The sequence below is a fragment of the Micromonospora noduli genome (assembly GCF_003264475.1).
Classification (GTDB): Bacteria; Actinomycetota; Actinomycetes; order Mycobacteriales; family Micromonosporaceae; genus Micromonospora; species Micromonospora noduli.
The window spans coordinates 83,984-96,304 of the sequence record NZ_PYAC01000043.1 but is presented as its reverse complement, the minus strand read 5'-3'; the positions used below and the strand labels follow the sequence as shown (position 1 = coordinate 96,304).

General features: G+C 68.1%; 16 protein-coding genes. 9 read left to right on the top strand and 7 right to left on the bottom strand.

Annotated features, from left to right (window positions below; genetic code table 11):
• Nucleotides 1-233: 233 nt before the first annotated feature.
• Both MED15_RS31955 and MED15_RS31950 read right to left on the bottom strand, forming a co-directional pair.
• A complete protein-coding gene (locus tag MED15_RS31955; protein ID WP_244220651.1) occupies nt 234-728 on the bottom strand; it encodes an NUDIX domain-containing protein in 495 nt (164 codons plus the stop codon).
• Nucleotides 729-768: 40 nt separating this feature from the next.
• Nucleotides 769-2,127 carry an NsdA family TPR-like regulatory protein gene (locus MED15_RS31950; RefSeq protein WP_146766767.1) on the bottom strand — a complete coding sequence of 453 codons (1,359 nt, stop codon included), beginning with the start codon at nt 2,125-2,127 and terminating at the stop codon, nt 769-771.
• Nucleotides 2,128-2,351: 224 nt separating this feature from the next.
• On the opposite strand from MED15_RS31950, the gene MED15_RS33720 reads away from it, so the two are divergent.
• The 6 genes from MED15_RS33720 (at nt 2,352) to MED15_RS31925 (ending at nt 6,827) form a co-directional block, all read left to right on the top strand.
• Nucleotides 2,352-2,513 carry a hypothetical protein gene (locus MED15_RS33720; RefSeq protein WP_167457776.1) on the top strand — a complete coding sequence of 54 codons (162 nt, stop codon included), beginning with the start codon at nt 2,352-2,354 and terminating at the stop codon, nt 2,511-2,513.
• The gene (locus MED15_RS31945) at nt 2,500-3,753 is read left to right on the top strand and encodes a helix-turn-helix domain-containing protein (protein WP_112587578.1); all 1,254 of its coding nucleotides are present in this window, start codon (nt 2,500-2,502) and stop codon (nt 3,751-3,753) included. The genes MED15_RS33720 and MED15_RS31945 overlap by 14 nt, the downstream gene beginning before the upstream one ends.
• 272 nt (nt 3,754-4,025) lie before the next feature.
• Entirely contained in the window at nt 4,026-4,730 is a 705-nt protein-coding gene (locus tag MED15_RS31940; protein ID WP_146766766.1) for a DUF6218 family protein, read from the top strand.
• 9 nt (nt 4,731-4,739) lie between these two features.
• Entirely contained in the window at nt 4,740-5,963 is a 1,224-nt protein-coding gene (locus tag MED15_RS31935; RefSeq protein ID WP_112737744.1) for an exonuclease domain-containing protein, read from the top strand.
• A gap of 116 nt (nt 5,964-6,079) precedes the next feature.
• Nucleotides 6,080-6,637: a hypothetical protein gene (locus MED15_RS31930; protein ID WP_112587572.1), complete on the top strand. Its 558-nt coding sequence runs from the start codon at nt 6,080-6,082 to the stop codon at nt 6,635-6,637.
• A 1-nt stretch (nt 6,638) separates the two neighbouring features.
• Nucleotides 6,639-6,827, top strand: a complete 189-nt coding sequence (locus MED15_RS31925) for a hypothetical protein (protein ID WP_244220650.1) — start codon at nt 6,639-6,641, stop codon at nt 6,825-6,827.
• 28 nt (nt 6,828-6,855) lie between these two features.
• Here the strand turns inward: MED15_RS31925 and MED15_RS31920 are convergent, their stop codons facing one another.
• The 4 genes from MED15_RS31920 to MED15_RS31905 all read right to left on the bottom strand — a co-directional run bounded on the left by MED15_RS31920 (nt 6,856) and on the right by MED15_RS31905 (nt 10,333).
• Complete coding sequence (locus tag MED15_RS31920; RefSeq protein WP_146758866.1) at nt 6,856-7,608, bottom strand: hypothetical protein; 753 nt, start codon at nt 7,606-7,608, stop codon at nt 6,856-6,858.
• Between the two features lie 197 nt (nt 7,609-7,805).
• Entirely contained in the window at nt 7,806-8,273 is a 468-nt protein-coding gene (locus MED15_RS31915) for a peptidase inhibitor family I36 protein (RefSeq protein ID WP_112587568.1), read from the bottom strand.
• A 334-nt stretch (nt 8,274-8,607) separates the two neighbouring features.
• Complete coding sequence (locus MED15_RS31910) at nt 8,608-9,237, bottom strand: VOC family protein (RefSeq protein WP_112737742.1); 630 nt, start codon at nt 9,235-9,237, stop codon at nt 8,608-8,610.
• 82 nt (nt 9,238-9,319) lie between these two features.
• Nucleotides 9,320-10,333 (bottom strand): aldo/keto reductase, encoded by a 1,014-nt coding sequence (locus tag MED15_RS31905; RefSeq protein WP_112737740.1) that lies wholly within the window; start codon nt 10,331-10,333, stop codon nt 9,320-9,322.
• 91 nt (nt 10,334-10,424) lie between these two features.
• Between MED15_RS31905 and MED15_RS31900 the strand changes: the two genes are divergently transcribed.
• Both MED15_RS31900 and MED15_RS31895 read left to right on the top strand, forming a co-directional pair.
• Nucleotides 10,425-11,003, top strand: coding sequence for a TetR/AcrR family transcriptional regulator (locus MED15_RS31900; protein WP_112737738.1), 579 nt, complete (start codon nt 10,425-10,427; stop codon nt 11,001-11,003).
• Between the two features lie 28 nt (nt 11,004-11,031).
• Nucleotides 11,032-11,472, top strand: a complete 441-nt coding sequence (locus MED15_RS31895; protein WP_112602033.1) for a hypothetical protein — start codon at nt 11,032-11,034, stop codon at nt 11,470-11,472.
• A 9-nt stretch (nt 11,473-11,481) separates the two neighbouring features.
• On the opposite strand, the gene MED15_RS33715 is transcribed toward MED15_RS31895, so the two are convergent.
• Complete coding sequence (locus MED15_RS33715) at nt 11,482-11,643, bottom strand: hypothetical protein (RefSeq protein ID WP_167457775.1); 162 nt, start codon at nt 11,641-11,643, stop codon at nt 11,482-11,484.
• On the opposite strand from MED15_RS33715, the gene MED15_RS31890 reads away from it, so the two are divergent.
• The gene (locus MED15_RS31890) at nt 11,642-12,316 is read left to right on the top strand and encodes a DUF6518 family protein (protein WP_112737737.1); all 675 of its coding nucleotides are present in this window, start codon (nt 11,642-11,644) and stop codon (nt 12,314-12,316) included. The genes MED15_RS33715 and MED15_RS31890 overlap by 2 nt on opposite strands.
• Nucleotides 12,317-12,321: the final 5 nt, after the last annotated feature.

Genomic DNA, 12,321 nt, shown 5'->3' with positions numbered 1-12,321 from the left:
TTTGGGCGTCGAGATCCGGCCTCAGACCTTCTCGTTTGCGGAGGTCGGCACTGCAATGGAGCGCGCATTGGCCTTAGCCGTTCGACTGCAGCCGAATCTCGATCACCAGCGGTTTGCAGTTCATCGAGCCTTCCATTCGTTCCTTATGATCGAGGAACCTCCAATTGTCGCGGTATAACTTCGGGGTGTGCGCCCCGTCTGCGAAGCGTGAAGGGGGTGCGCAATCCGCTGCATCATCGGAGGGGCGTTGGGACAGCCGAGCCGTCGGCAAGGTATACCGGTGCGCGTCGGTCGCGGGCGCGCATTGCAGCATAAACTCGTGTGGCGACGCTTTCAGGAAGGCGCTGTTCGGCCTCTTGGGGCGGGAAGAAGGCGACGTCGTCCAACTCCTGCCCCGGTATTTCGAAGCCTTCGAGGTTGGCGATGGACCCGCAGTCGAACGTAAAGCTGATTATCGCCCGCGGCCGCTGCCCGGCGGACGATGCCCAATCGACTACGAGAAGGTCTCCCACCGCCATAGTGACCCCCAACTCCTCTCGAATCTCGCGGGCGCAGGCGTCATGCGGGTACTCGCCTTCGTCTACATAGCCACCCGGGAAGGCCCAACCATCGCGGTACGTAGGTTTAACGAGCAGCACGTTGCCCGCCGGGTCGGTGATGAAGGCCGCGGCGGCGGCGTAGAAGGAAGCCAGGTTTGCGTACCACGTGGCGGGCTCCGTCCAGGTCACCCCAGTGACGCTAGCGGACAGGTTCAGGTGCGCTCGCGCTCTAAATGGTTGCGGGCACGCCCGTGAGGGCATGCAGAACTTCGTTGACCCGGGGCGATGTCTGCTGCGGGCTGAGAGCAGTAGCGAGTTCGCGGACGCGTTGTTGGACGCGCGCCGACTGGATGCCCACAACGTGCTGCCCCAGCTTCGAGGCCCAATTGCAGGCGGCGTCAGTGTCCCCAGCACGGGCATGAGTCATGGCGATGAGGGCGGTGTGTAGGGCGCGCGTCCGGGTGTTCTGGCTGTCCAGGTTGAGCGCGTCCGGAGCGTGTCGAAGGGCCTGCGTGTACAGATGCAGGTCGCCGAGGCACCTCAGCGCGGCTCCAGCCAGGTGAGCAGGGCTGAAGTAGCCCACCCAGCCTGGGCCGGAATCTGTGGCCGCCCGATCGAGAGCACGCTCAGCCCTAGCTAGTGCGAGTTGGCAGGCACGCCGCTCGCCTGACTGTCCATAGGCAGTGGCAGCGGTGGCATGTAGCCGAGCGAGCACGGCTGCCGGTGCGCGGCTAGCCCCGTCAATGGCTGCTTCGACGAGCCGCGCCGCCTCTCGGGCGTGCCCCAAGAACACAGCCTGGGTGGCAAGGTTCGCCAGCAGGTGAGCGCCGTAGAGCCGATCGTGGGCGGCCTTGGCGAGCCGCAAGCCGAGGGTCACGTGATGTTGCGCCACGGCATGTTCGCCCGCGTCGTACGACATGAAGGCGAGTTGGCCGGAGAGTGTTGCCGCTGCGCGCATGAGGTCGCGTCCCACCGCATCGGTGTAGGTCCCCTGCAGCATCGGCGAGACCTGCCGCACCAGGAAGTCGGCCATGACGGCACGGGTACGCGGAGAGCCGCTGCCATGACGTCGGTCAAGATCGGTGAAGTGGTCCGCCAGCGCGTACAGCGATTGAACGTCGGTGGAGGTGACCTGTTGCCGGCCGCTCCGGCTGACCGCTTTGTCGGGCAGGTCATACCGCCAGCAAAGCGCCGCCTCTAGCGCTTTGCCGCTATCGAACACCCCGCTGTCCTGTTGGCTGAGGCGCTTGGCCAACCTCGTCCAGATCAGCTCGGCAGTATCGATCGCCCCATCGACGGTCGCAGGGTAGACGCACATGCTGATGCTCTCGGCCGCGCCAAAGCCCAGCTCGGTCACGCCGACCGAGCGACCGAGCTTGCGGGCTAGGGTCTCAGCCATTGCGGCCTGGACGTGCTCGCCAGGCCGACGACCGCGCAACCACCAGTAGACGCTGGCAGCGTCGTAGCGCCAGGCGCCCTCATTGCGGCCGGCGTGGTTGAGCTGCCGAGCAAAGGCGGCGTGAGCGTTACCGTAGCCGGCGGCAAGTAGCAGCCCCTCGAACGCTGCGTTCGTCACCGGTCGCGCCATGGTTCCGCCTCCAGGCATCAGTCAACTACCAACAGTGACGAGCCTATGGGCTGCTGCGGTCCTATGGGGACCCGCGCAACCCTGCGCAACCCACGTCCTGAGCAGCGCAACCGAGCACACTGCTTGCCATCTGGTCCGTTGATCGGCAGCCCGCTTCGCTGATCGCAGGTGTCCTGGGTGCCGGCGAAGCCTGAGCGTCGCGCCCCGGGTTGACGGAGGTGGCTATGCAGGTCGACGAGTCAGCGAACAGAGGCGAGCAGTTCGAGGCGGCCGAGCGGGAGGCTGCCAAACAGCGCCTCCTCGCCCAGGCCGAGGCGGACCGCGTACCCGTGGACGACACGACCCGCGCGGTCCCGGACCGGCGGTGGCGGCGTGACCAACGATGACCTCCCGATCGGTCGCCGGGTGGCCCGCTGGCGGGTGCGGCGGTCGATGACGCAGCAGATGCTTGCCGACCGGTTGCGCAGGTCGAAGAGCTGGGTGGACAAGGTGGAGCGGGGCGTGCGCGCCCTGGACCGGTATTCGGTGATCCAGGAACTGGCCGACGTCCTGCGGGTCGACCCGGAGGTGTTGCTCGGTCAGCAGCGGCCGACGCCGGCCGGCCCTCCGGACGGGGTGGACGACATCCGGGCCGTGCTCGCCCGCTACGACATCCCGCAGGCCCCGGCCCAGACGATGGAGGAAGTCAGGAGGCAGGTCGGGTACGCCTGGTTGTCCTACCAGCACGCGCACTACGGGCAGTTGGTGCGGGTGTTGCCGGGTCTGCTCGACGCCGTCCAGGGCGCGCGGTCGGCGGAGGTGCTGGTGCAGGCGTACCGGATCACCTCGTCGTTGCTGGTGAAGCTCGGCGAGGTCGACCTCGGGTGGCTGGCCGCCGACCGGGCGATGGCCGCCGCCGGCGACGACCCGGTCCTGGCGGCAACGGCCGCCATCTCGGTCGCCCAGGCGCTGCGCGCGTCAAACCGCGACCGCCTGGCCCTGGCCGCGACCCTCACCGCCGCGAACCGCATCCTCCCGCCCACCACCGACCCGACCCCCTCCCGCACCGGTGATCATGAGGTTGACGGGCCGCTTGGAGATCGAACCACCTGCCAACGTCATGATCATCGGGGCGAGGGCCGGGGGTGGTCGGAGGGGGAGCGGGCCGTGGGTGGGACGTTGCTGGTGCAGGCCGCACTGGCCGCCGCTGGCTGCGGCGACGCCCGCCGCGCCGACGAGCTGACCGACCGGGCCGTGGGCGTCGCCACAAACCTTCGGGGGCACGACGACACGCACCGCACCAGCTTCGGTCCGATCGCCGTCGACCTGGCGCGGGTGCTGTCAGCTGCGCAACGGGGTGACGCCGACGAGGCGCTGCACAGGCACTCGACATTGGTTCGGCGGGAGGCGTTCCGGCGGTTGCCGGCCGAGTATCGGGGCGCGTACCTGGTCGATGTCGCACGGGCGTACCTCCAGGTGGGTGACCTGCGCGGGGCCGCACGGGCCCTGGTGGACGCCGACAGCGTCGCGCCGGCTGAGGTTCGGTGCCGGCCGTTGGCGCGTACGGTGATCGCCGAGATCGCCCGCGCGAACCCGGCGCCGGCCGGCGTGGCGCGACTGGCCACGCTGGTCGGCCTGACTCGCTGACCGATCTGCGGGCATCCGGGCGTGCGATGAGCCGGTGTCGACGGATCCTTGCTGATTCAAAACGGTCCCGCATATTGCCGGATCCCACCTACAGCTACCGCAGGCTGGCGTCTGCCGTTAGTAGCCGTTCGGACAACGGGCATTCGTCGAGAGTCGACAGCAGTGCCGATTCGATGTGCGGTCCGGACAGCAACTTGGTCCAGATAGCTGACTTCCGGTGTCCTCGTGAGCGATTACGTTGACAATCCCATTGTCGAGGACTGAGGACGTGCATGAGCATCGGGGTGGAGGCGTCCGAGAACGAGCTGTCCATACCAATCGACTACGTGCCCGGCGTGCGAGGTCATGCTGTTTTGGCCGTCGGCCCTGACAGCGGAGGTGCTGATGCCTTGGCGGTGTGGCGCCTGGGGCCCACCGGAGTAGCCGGCGGAGCATGGGTGGTCGGTTTCGACGAGATTGAACGGAACCCAGAGCAACTTCGTCGGATCATGTGGAACTTGCAGGACCGATGCCTGATCGACTGGGATCGCGAGACACCCATCGGTGTTCTCGGCAGGGTTACCGAGGTCGTCCCGGCCGAACTGCTCTCAAAGCTTGAGGACACCATCCTCACCATCCCTGAACTGCTCGAAGAAATCAGCGAACATCGGTCCTCCTACACGACCGCGGTGGAACAGCACAGATCGCACGTCAAATCGAAGATTGCTCCGCTCGCTTGGCCCACGCAGTTACCTGGCCAGGAGCACCTAGCCGCGTGGGCGGCCAAGGACCGGTTCGCCTCAGCCTCGCAGGTCGCGGCGACGGCTCTGGCAGTGACTGCCGCTGTCGCACGAACCGCTCAGCTATGGCAGGACACCGAGCAGGCGCGCTACCGCCGGACCTACTTGCGTTCGTTGGGCGACCCGCAGCCGCTGCCGCCGCTGTGGTTGGCGCAGCTTCGGAAGGCCGTCCACACCAACTCCTCGGTATCGGCGTAGGGGGCACTCATGTATGCAGTCATCGACCTCGAAACCACGGGTCTTCGTACCAGTTGGCACGATCGGATCGTCGAAGTCGCCGTTGTACACCTCGATGAGACTGGTCGGACCACCGGCGAGTGGTGCAGCCTGGTCAACCCGAATCGCGATCTCGGACCACAGCACATCCACGGCATCACGGCTGCGGAAGCGCGGCGAGCACCTGGTTTTGAACAAGTGGCTGGTCACCTTGCCGGCCTGCTGCGCGGCCGGGTCCTGGTCGCTCACAATTTGACCTTCGACGCACCGTTTCTGCATGCCGAGTATCGACGCGTCGGGATCGAAGCGCCAATCGACCAGGCACCCGGCCTCTGCACTATGCGGCTGGCCCCGCATTTCCTGCCTTCGGCCGGTCGAAGCCTCGGCGACTGCTGTCGCCTCGCCGGACTGCCGCCGCACCAGGCGCACTCGGCCTTGCACGACGCCCGCGCCGCCGCCCAACTGATGAGCTATTACCTGCAAGCGGCTGGTAACCCGCCGCCGTGGGCGACCACAGCAATGGCAGCGGCAGGTCTCCCGTGGCCTCCGATACCAGCCAATTCCGTGGTGGCCGTTCACCGCCGCGAAGCAGGCAAACGGGAACAGCACTTCCTCGCTCGGTTGGTCGACCGGCTGCCTCGGCTGCCCGAGCTTGAGAGCGACGCCTACCTGGCCCTCCTCGACCAGGCGCTCCTCGACCGGCATATCTCGGCTACGGAAGCAGACGCACTTGTCGCCACGGCGGAGACTTTCGGGCTCGCCCGTGTCGACATCGAGCACCTGCACCGGGCCTATTTGGCGAGCCTGGCGGGAGTCGCGCTCGAAGACGGCGTCCTGACCGGTTCTGAACGACACGATCTGGATGAGGTGGCCGAGTTGCTCGGCTTCCAACGGTCAGATGTCGATGAGGCGTTGGCTGCTGCAGCGACGGACATCCCACGCCAGCGGCGTCCCAACGAGTGGCGGCTGCAGCCGGGCGACAAAGTCGTCTTCACCGGTGCCATGGATCCACCGCGTTCTGAGTGGGAGGACGAGGCGCGAATGGCGGGCCTCCTCGTAGGCGACAACGTCACCAAGAAGACGCGGCTTCTCATCGCGGCGGACCCGGACACCATGTCAGGTAAGGCCACGGTCGCTCGCAAGTACGGCATCCCGATCGTCCACCCTGCCGCCTACCAGAACATGCTGGCCGGGCTCACGGTCGGCGCGTCGTAGGGCCACGCTTGGCCGCAGGCGTGCGGCGAGGCTCCGGGCTGGTTGTCGGGACGTCGCCCAGCGCGAACCGACCCGGTCGGGCGGCCCTTGTCACTCAACTGACCAACGGAGCAACGATGGTCTCGGTACATCAGCTTGATCTCGCCAGCGCGGATGCGGCGATTACCAAGGAGTTCGTGCAGCGCTGGAGTGGCCGGTACCAGGTGAAGCAGCGGGAGTTTGACGTCTTCGGGCGGATTGGGCCCGTTGTGGTCAACCGGGGCTACTACAACCGGCGCGACCTTCTAGAAGTGGTCCGCTGGAAGAGCCCACGATCGACGACGTATGTCGACCGCAACAGCGATAGCGACATCGAAGACGTCACGCGCATGGCGCTAGCGGCGCCTCAGCGGCTGCGGCACCGAGTCCTAAGCCTTCTCAATGGTGTCGGCGTGCCGATAGCGAGTGCGCTACTCACGGTCTGCGAGCCATCGGTGTTCACGGTCATCGACTACCGGGCGATTGAGACGCTACGGGCTCATGGCGAGTTGGGTCGCAGGTCGAGCTACACACGGTACCTGGAGGTTTGCAGCGCACTAGCTGACCGAGTGGAGACCGACCTAAGGACCTTGGACAGGGCTCTGTGGCAGTGGAGTAAGGAGAAGGGTAAGTCCTTCCCACCGACCGTTCATTAGTATGCGGTTCCACCCGGGGCGTACCTCCAAGTGGGTGACGTGCGCGGCGCTGGTCGACGCGGACAGCGTCGCGCCGGCTGAGGTCCGGTGCCGGCCGTTGGCGCGTACCGTGATCGCCGATGTCGCCCGAGGTCACCCGGCGCCCGCCGGTGTGGCGCGACTGGCCAACCTGGTCGGCCTCACCCGCTGATCGACCTACCCGCCGGTCGCGGCTGGCCTCACCCCGTGGCCAGCACGCGTCGGCCGTTGGCGAGCCGGGCGCTCTTGGCCTGCTCGTAGCGTTCGATGTCGGCGGAGCGGCTCGCGATCGTGCGCTGTTGGTGGTCCACCATCGCGGCTTGCCAGATCGTCACGAGATCCGTGCTGTCCTTGCACGCTACGTCGGCCACCGCGGTCCGGCGCTCCACGTCGCTGGGATGGTCGGTGCTCCACCTGGGGTCGTCGTTGGCCTGCCAGGGGTCGGCGTAGGTGAACCCCTTACCGGCCATGCACGTCGACCAGACCCGGAAGCCGGCCTGAACGCGCGCGTCCTGCTCTGCCTGTTGGCCGGCCCGCACGGCCAGGTCGTACAGCAGCGTTTCGCCGACCGGTGGCGCGCCCTCGGCCAAGCGCCGGGTCGCCTCGCCGAGGCAGCCGCCCTCAGGGATCCGGCCGCCGGCCGGCTCGGGTCCGTCGGTGCCGAACCGGGTGCCGGTCAGCGCCAGCGCCGTCTTTTCCGGAGGCGGTGGAGGCTTGTCCTCAGCCGCGTCACCGCCGGGTGCGGCGTGGTAACCGAGGCGCTGCGCCTGGTCGTGCTCCACCACCCCGTACAACCCGTCCCGTGTGGCGGCCGGGTCGGTGTGGTGCGGTTCCGGCGGCCGGTAGGAGATGCCGAGCCGGCGCATGCAGGCCACGACAAGTTTCGCCTCGGCCCGCTGGAGAAGCAGGTCCTCGTCCCCGGACGGAAACAGTCGATCCAACGGAAGGCTCATGGTCGCCACCGGTGATGGCCCTGCGGGCCGTTGGGCGGGCCCGCTCGGTTCACAGGCGGCACCGGCACCGACGGTCAGGCAGGCCAGCACCAGGGCCGCGAATCGCCTACGGATCGTGGGCATGGAGACCTCGCTCAGAATGGAGGGGCTCGCGTTGTCCGCTGTTGCACGGCCGACGCGAGCCCCTCGATGCGGTCCTACGGCCGGCAGCGGGTCTGCGGCTGGCCGGCCCAGACGAAGCAGAACGAGCTGAATCGGTCGTTCCAGTTGTTCCCGTTCTGGTCCCGGTCCAGCGTGAGGTTCAAGGCCTCGTCCGACTGGCCGCTGTTGGCCTTCTGACGCCAGAAATAGAGGCCCCGGTAGTTCTCGTGCTCGAAGAGGCGGACGGCATTCTGCGTGTCGTAGTTGCGCAGCGAGCTGACGTTGTCCTGCAGCGAACAGTCCGAGGTGCAGGCAGCCACGAACGACCATTGCCGAAAGTCCGCAGTGGTCGAGAGGGTGTCGTAGCGACCGCCGCGCAGGTCGTTGTTCTGCCACATGCACAGTTCGCCGCTCTCGCACACGCCGTTGCGCGACGACGCCGCCTGGGCCGGGCTGGCCACGGCCAGGAGCCCGCCGGCCGCCAGCGCCAACGCACCGAAGAACGCCAGGATTTGTCGCTTCATGAGTCTCCTTAGCTGGGGGATCCTTCTGCCGGAGCTGAGTGATTGTGCTGGTGGCACCGGTGTGGACGAGGTCAGTCAACCCTGGGGATAGCGGCGCAGCCGAGACATTCGAACCAGCTCGAATCTCGATCCTGTCCGGCGTTTCCCGGGTTGCCGCTGAGGGTCCGCCCGGGTTTGGTGAGGGGCGCCCAGATGAGCCCGCGCGGGGGTGGTCGGTAGGCGGCCGTTGGCGCGTACCGTGATCGCCGATGTTGCCCGCGCGCAGCCGGCGCCGGCCGGCGTGGCGCGACTGGCGACGCTGGTCGAGCTCACGAGGTGAAAGCTCGCCGTCCTGCTATGCGCGGCCGACCCAGGTGGCGACGCACGCCTCGTTGCCCTCGGCGTCGGCCAGGACCCACCACATGGGTGCGTGCGCGTCGGAGACCAGGTGGCCGCCGGCGGCCAGGGCGGCGGCGATGCGAGCCTCTGCCTGATCGTGCGGGACAGCTATGTCGAGGTGCAGGCGGTTGCGCTGTGGGCGCGCCTCGTCCATCGGTTGCAAACCGAAACCCGGGCCGCGGCGCGACGGGTCGAACAGGTAGTCGTCGCCGATCTGCCGATAGCCGAGCAGCGCCTGCCAGAACGGCAGCACGTCCGCGCCGGCGAGTGCGTCGAGGGTGACGTTGATGAGTTGTACGGCGGTCGGGTCGGCGGGGAGGCTCAGCTCCTTGGCGGCGGCCGAGATGCGCCGGGCCAACGAGACGTCGCGCCGATTCAGGCTCACCGTGACGCCGGTGTCGCGCAGGTCGATGGTGAGGTGTTGCTGCTGGGCCTCGTCGGCGAGCCGGCCGATCTCATCGACGAGCGCGATGCCCTTGGACAGCGAACCGGTCGGGAAGTAGGCCGAGACCAGATGGTAGAGGGAGCGCCAGTCCTCGACACCGTCGGCCGCGTGGAACTGCGCGGCCGTGATCTGCCCAGTCATGTCAGCGAACCTAACATCGGTGGCGCGACGGCCTCCCACGGCGGAAGGCGAGCGAGGATGGCGAGGGCGTCTCGTCGCTGAGTCAGGCGGCGTTGTGCTGGCCGTTGACCGGAGGGCTGATGGTGCACTGGCTTGCCGCATCCAGCCGGGTGGAGACGCTTTCCGGCAGCTCGAATGCGAGGCCGGCGAGGTTGGCGCTCAGTTGGTCGGCGGAGCGAGGGCCGAGGACCACCGAGGTGATCTCGGGCCGGCTGCGGAGCCAGGCGAGCGCCACGGTTGGCGTGGTCGTTCCCAGTTCGGCGGCGACGGTGGTGACGTCGTCGACGATGTCGAAGTGCCGCTCGGCGAGGAGACCGGTCACGAATGCGCGTGCCATCGGGCTGGGCATTGCCGCCCATTGGGCGAGTCGGGATCCGGTGGCCGGCGCGGTGCCGCGCTGGTATCGCCCGGCGAGCAGACCGCTGCCGAGCGGGCTGTAGGCGAGGACGCCGAGCCCGTGTTGCTGGCAGGTGGGCACGATCTCGGCCTCGATGGCACGCGTGACCAGAGAATAGTTGGCTTGCAGGCTGATGAAGGGTGTTCCGCCGAGGCGTTGCGCCGCCCATTGGGCGCTGACGATTCCGGCGGCGGTGAAGTTGGAACAGCCGATGTAGCGGACCTTGCCGGAGCTCACGAAGCCATCGAGCGTTGCCATGGTTTCGTCGATCGGGGTGTCCGGGTCGGGCACATGGCACTGGTACAGGTCGATGTAATCGGTGCCCAGTCGGCGCAGGCTCGCCTCCAGGGCGCGAGTCAGGTGGGCGCGGGACAGGCCACGGTTGTTGGGTCCGGCACCTTGCGGTGCCGCCCCCTTGGTGGCGAGGACGACCTCGGAGCGGCGGTGGGCGATGGCGTGGCCGACAACCTCTTCGCTGGTGCCACCTCGGTAGGTGTCTGCTGTGTCGATGAAGTTGTGGCCGGCGTCGAGGAACTCGCCGATGATGCGGCGGGCCTCGGGTTCCGGCGTCGGTGCCTGCGGGTCGGTGCCGAAGTTCATCGTGCCCAGGCAGGCCCGGGAGACGTGGAGGCCGGATCGGCCCAGTGTCGTGTACTGCATGCCACCCCCGTACAATCGGAATCATCATTCCGCTTCAAGATACGGAACCTAGATTCCGCTCGTCAAGGGTGCTCGATCGGAGGAGGCCGGCATGATCCGCTCGGATGCGGCGCGCAACCGCGCGAAGGTACTCGCGGCGGCCGAGACCGTGCTCGGCGAGCAGGGACTGACCGCCCGCATGGACGAGATCGCCCGCCGAGCCGGAGTGGGTGTCGGCACCGTGTACCGGCACTTCGCCACCAAGGAAGCCCTCTATGCGGCGATCGTCTCGGCGCGGGTGGACCTGCTGCTTGACGAGGCCGCCCGATTGCGCGTCGCCGCGGAGCCACAGACCGGGTTCTTCAGATTCTTCGCGCAGGTCGTCGCAGACGCGGCGCGCAAGAAGACTCTGACGGACGCGTTGCACAGCGCGGGGATCGATGTCAAAGCAGAGCAGGCAGGCCAGCGTGCGCAGATGCGCGAAGCGTTGGCGGACCTTCTGCGCGACGCCCAACGCGTCGGCGCCGTACGCCCCGACGTCGACCTGCCCGAGATACTCGCCCTGCTGCGGGGCGCCAGCATGGCGGCGGAAACCGGTGACTACGCCAGCCCCGTCATCGACCGGACCCTTGCCGTTCTGTTCGACGGCCTGCGCCCGCACGCGCTCCATGCACCCCCGCCTTCGGCGTAACCGGGCCCCTTACCCGATAGTGAGAGTCATGAGGTGGTTGCGGCGCTCCCGCCCTTCGTACGCTGTCGACGGTGTCGAGCCGCAGCGCAGCAGTGATGGCTGGGACGTCTTCCCCGGCGACGCTCTGACCGGGCTGCCCGCAGCGGTCGAGGCCGCCGCGCGCCTGCCAGAGGACCCCGTGCTGGACGATCTGCCGGACTATCTGTCGGTCGCCACGAAAGACGGCCGGGAGTGGACCCTCGGCTTCGACGACGGCATGCTCATCGTCTTCGGCCTGTCACGTCCCGGCACTGACGTCTTCGAGCAGGTGCTGACCGCCGCGCCGTGGACCGAGTCGGTCGAACGCGTCGACCGCGAGGTCTTCCTGTTCACCACGACCGGGATGCTCACCGCCGACGTGGTGCTGGCGCACTGCGTCGACGTCTGCGGTGAGGTCTTCCGCAGGCGCGGCGGTTCGCCGCCGGCTTAGCACTCCATGTCACTTGATCTCCATCGCCTCGGCCACCGTGCGCGGAGCGGGGGAGCGCGACGCCGGGTTCGCCAGCGGGCAGAGCGACTCGGGCACGGCTGACTGGCTGCCGCTTGGTGGGGAGGGGCCGACCAGGCCAGTGGGGGCATACTCGGTATGCTCTGCGGCCATGCGACCTGGTGACCGGGGGGTGATGCTCGCCTCCGTGGTGGGCGGATTCCTGCTCGGCCTTCTCGACTTCTGCTGGATCAAGTGGCTGCCGTATCCCGTCGCGGAACTCGGCAACTCCACCGCGACCTGGGCGGTGGCCGCCTTCTTCTTCGGGTACTGGGTGCGGTCCGGGTGGCTGCGCGCCGCACTCGGCGCTGCCGTCCTGCTCGTCGTCGCGGTGCCCAGCTACTACCTTGCGGCGGCGCTCCTGCAGGGCGACGACCTCGCGGTGCTCTGGGCACCGTCGTCGCTGGTCTGGATGTTCTTCGGCGTGCTCGCCGGTGTGGTATTCGGCACCGGCGGGACGTGGGCGCGTGGTGAGGGGTGGCGGCAGGTCGTCGGGGTCGCGCTGCCGGCCGCCGTGTTCTTCGAGGAGGCGGCCCGGTTCGCCGGCAAGGCGACCGACCCCACCTACGGGGCCGGCGCGTGGTGGAACGCGGTCATTGACCTTGCGCTGGGTCTGCTGATCGTGGTGCTGACCGGTGGGTCGCATCGACGGCGGGCCCTCGCCGTCGCGGTGGCCGTGCCGCTGGCCGGCGCGATCCTGGCGAGCTTCGCGATGGCCGGCGGGACCGTCGCGTCCGCCGGTGCGAGCCACCCGGGTAGCCGCACTGTCGTTGGCTGTCCCCGCTGACCTGA

Excerpts from the sequence above, each read along its gene's own strand:
- MED15_RS31940 (WP_146766766.1), top strand. The coding sequence starts at position 4,026 with ATGAGCATCGGGGTGGAGGCGTCCGAGAACGAGCTGTCCATACCAATC.
- MED15_RS31895 (WP_112602033.1), top strand. The coding sequence starts at position 11,032 with ATGAGGTGGTTGCGGCGCTCCCGCCCTTCGTACGCTGTCGACGGTGTC.
- MED15_RS33720 (WP_167457776.1), top strand. The coding sequence starts at position 2,352 with ATGCAGGTCGACGAGTCAGCGAACAGAGGCGAGCAGTTCGAGGCGGCC.
- MED15_RS31925 (WP_244220650.1), top strand. The coding sequence starts at position 6,639 with ATGCGGTTCCACCCGGGGCGTACCTCCAAGTGGGTGACGTGCGCGGCG.
- MED15_RS31920 (WP_146758866.1), bottom strand. The coding sequence starts at position 7,608 with ATGAGCCTTCCGTTGGATCGACTGTTTCCGTCCGGGGACGAGGACCTG.
- MED15_RS33715 (WP_167457775.1), bottom strand. The coding sequence starts at position 11,643 with ATGGCCGCAGAGCATACCGAGTATGCCCCCACTGGCCTGGTCGGCCCC.
- MED15_RS31910 (WP_112737742.1), bottom strand. The coding sequence starts at position 9,237 with ATGACTGGGCAGATCACGGCCGCGCAGTTCCACGCGGCCGACGGTGTC.
- MED15_RS31930 (WP_112587572.1), top strand. The coding sequence starts at position 6,080 with ATGGTCTCGGTACATCAGCTTGATCTCGCCAGCGCGGATGCGGCGATT.
- MED15_RS31950 (WP_146766767.1), bottom strand. The coding sequence starts at position 2,127 with ATGGCGCGACCGGTGACGAACGCAGCGTTCGAGGGGCTGCTACTTGCC.
- MED15_RS31935 (WP_112737744.1), top strand. The coding sequence starts at position 4,740 with ATGTATGCAGTCATCGACCTCGAAACCACGGGTCTTCGTACCAGTTGG.
- MED15_RS31915 (WP_112587568.1), bottom strand. The coding sequence starts at position 8,273 with ATGAAGCGACAAATCCTGGCGTTCTTCGGTGCGTTGGCGCTGGCGGCC.
- MED15_RS31900 (WP_112737738.1), top strand. The coding sequence starts at position 10,425 with ATGATCCGCTCGGATGCGGCGCGCAACCGCGCGAAGGTACTCGCGGCG.
- MED15_RS31890 (WP_112737737.1), top strand. The coding sequence starts at position 11,642 with ATGCGACCTGGTGACCGGGGGGTGATGCTCGCCTCCGTGGTGGGCGGA.
- MED15_RS31905 (WP_112737740.1), bottom strand. The coding sequence starts at position 10,333 with ATGCAGTACACGACACTGGGCCGATCCGGCCTCCACGTCTCCCGGGCC.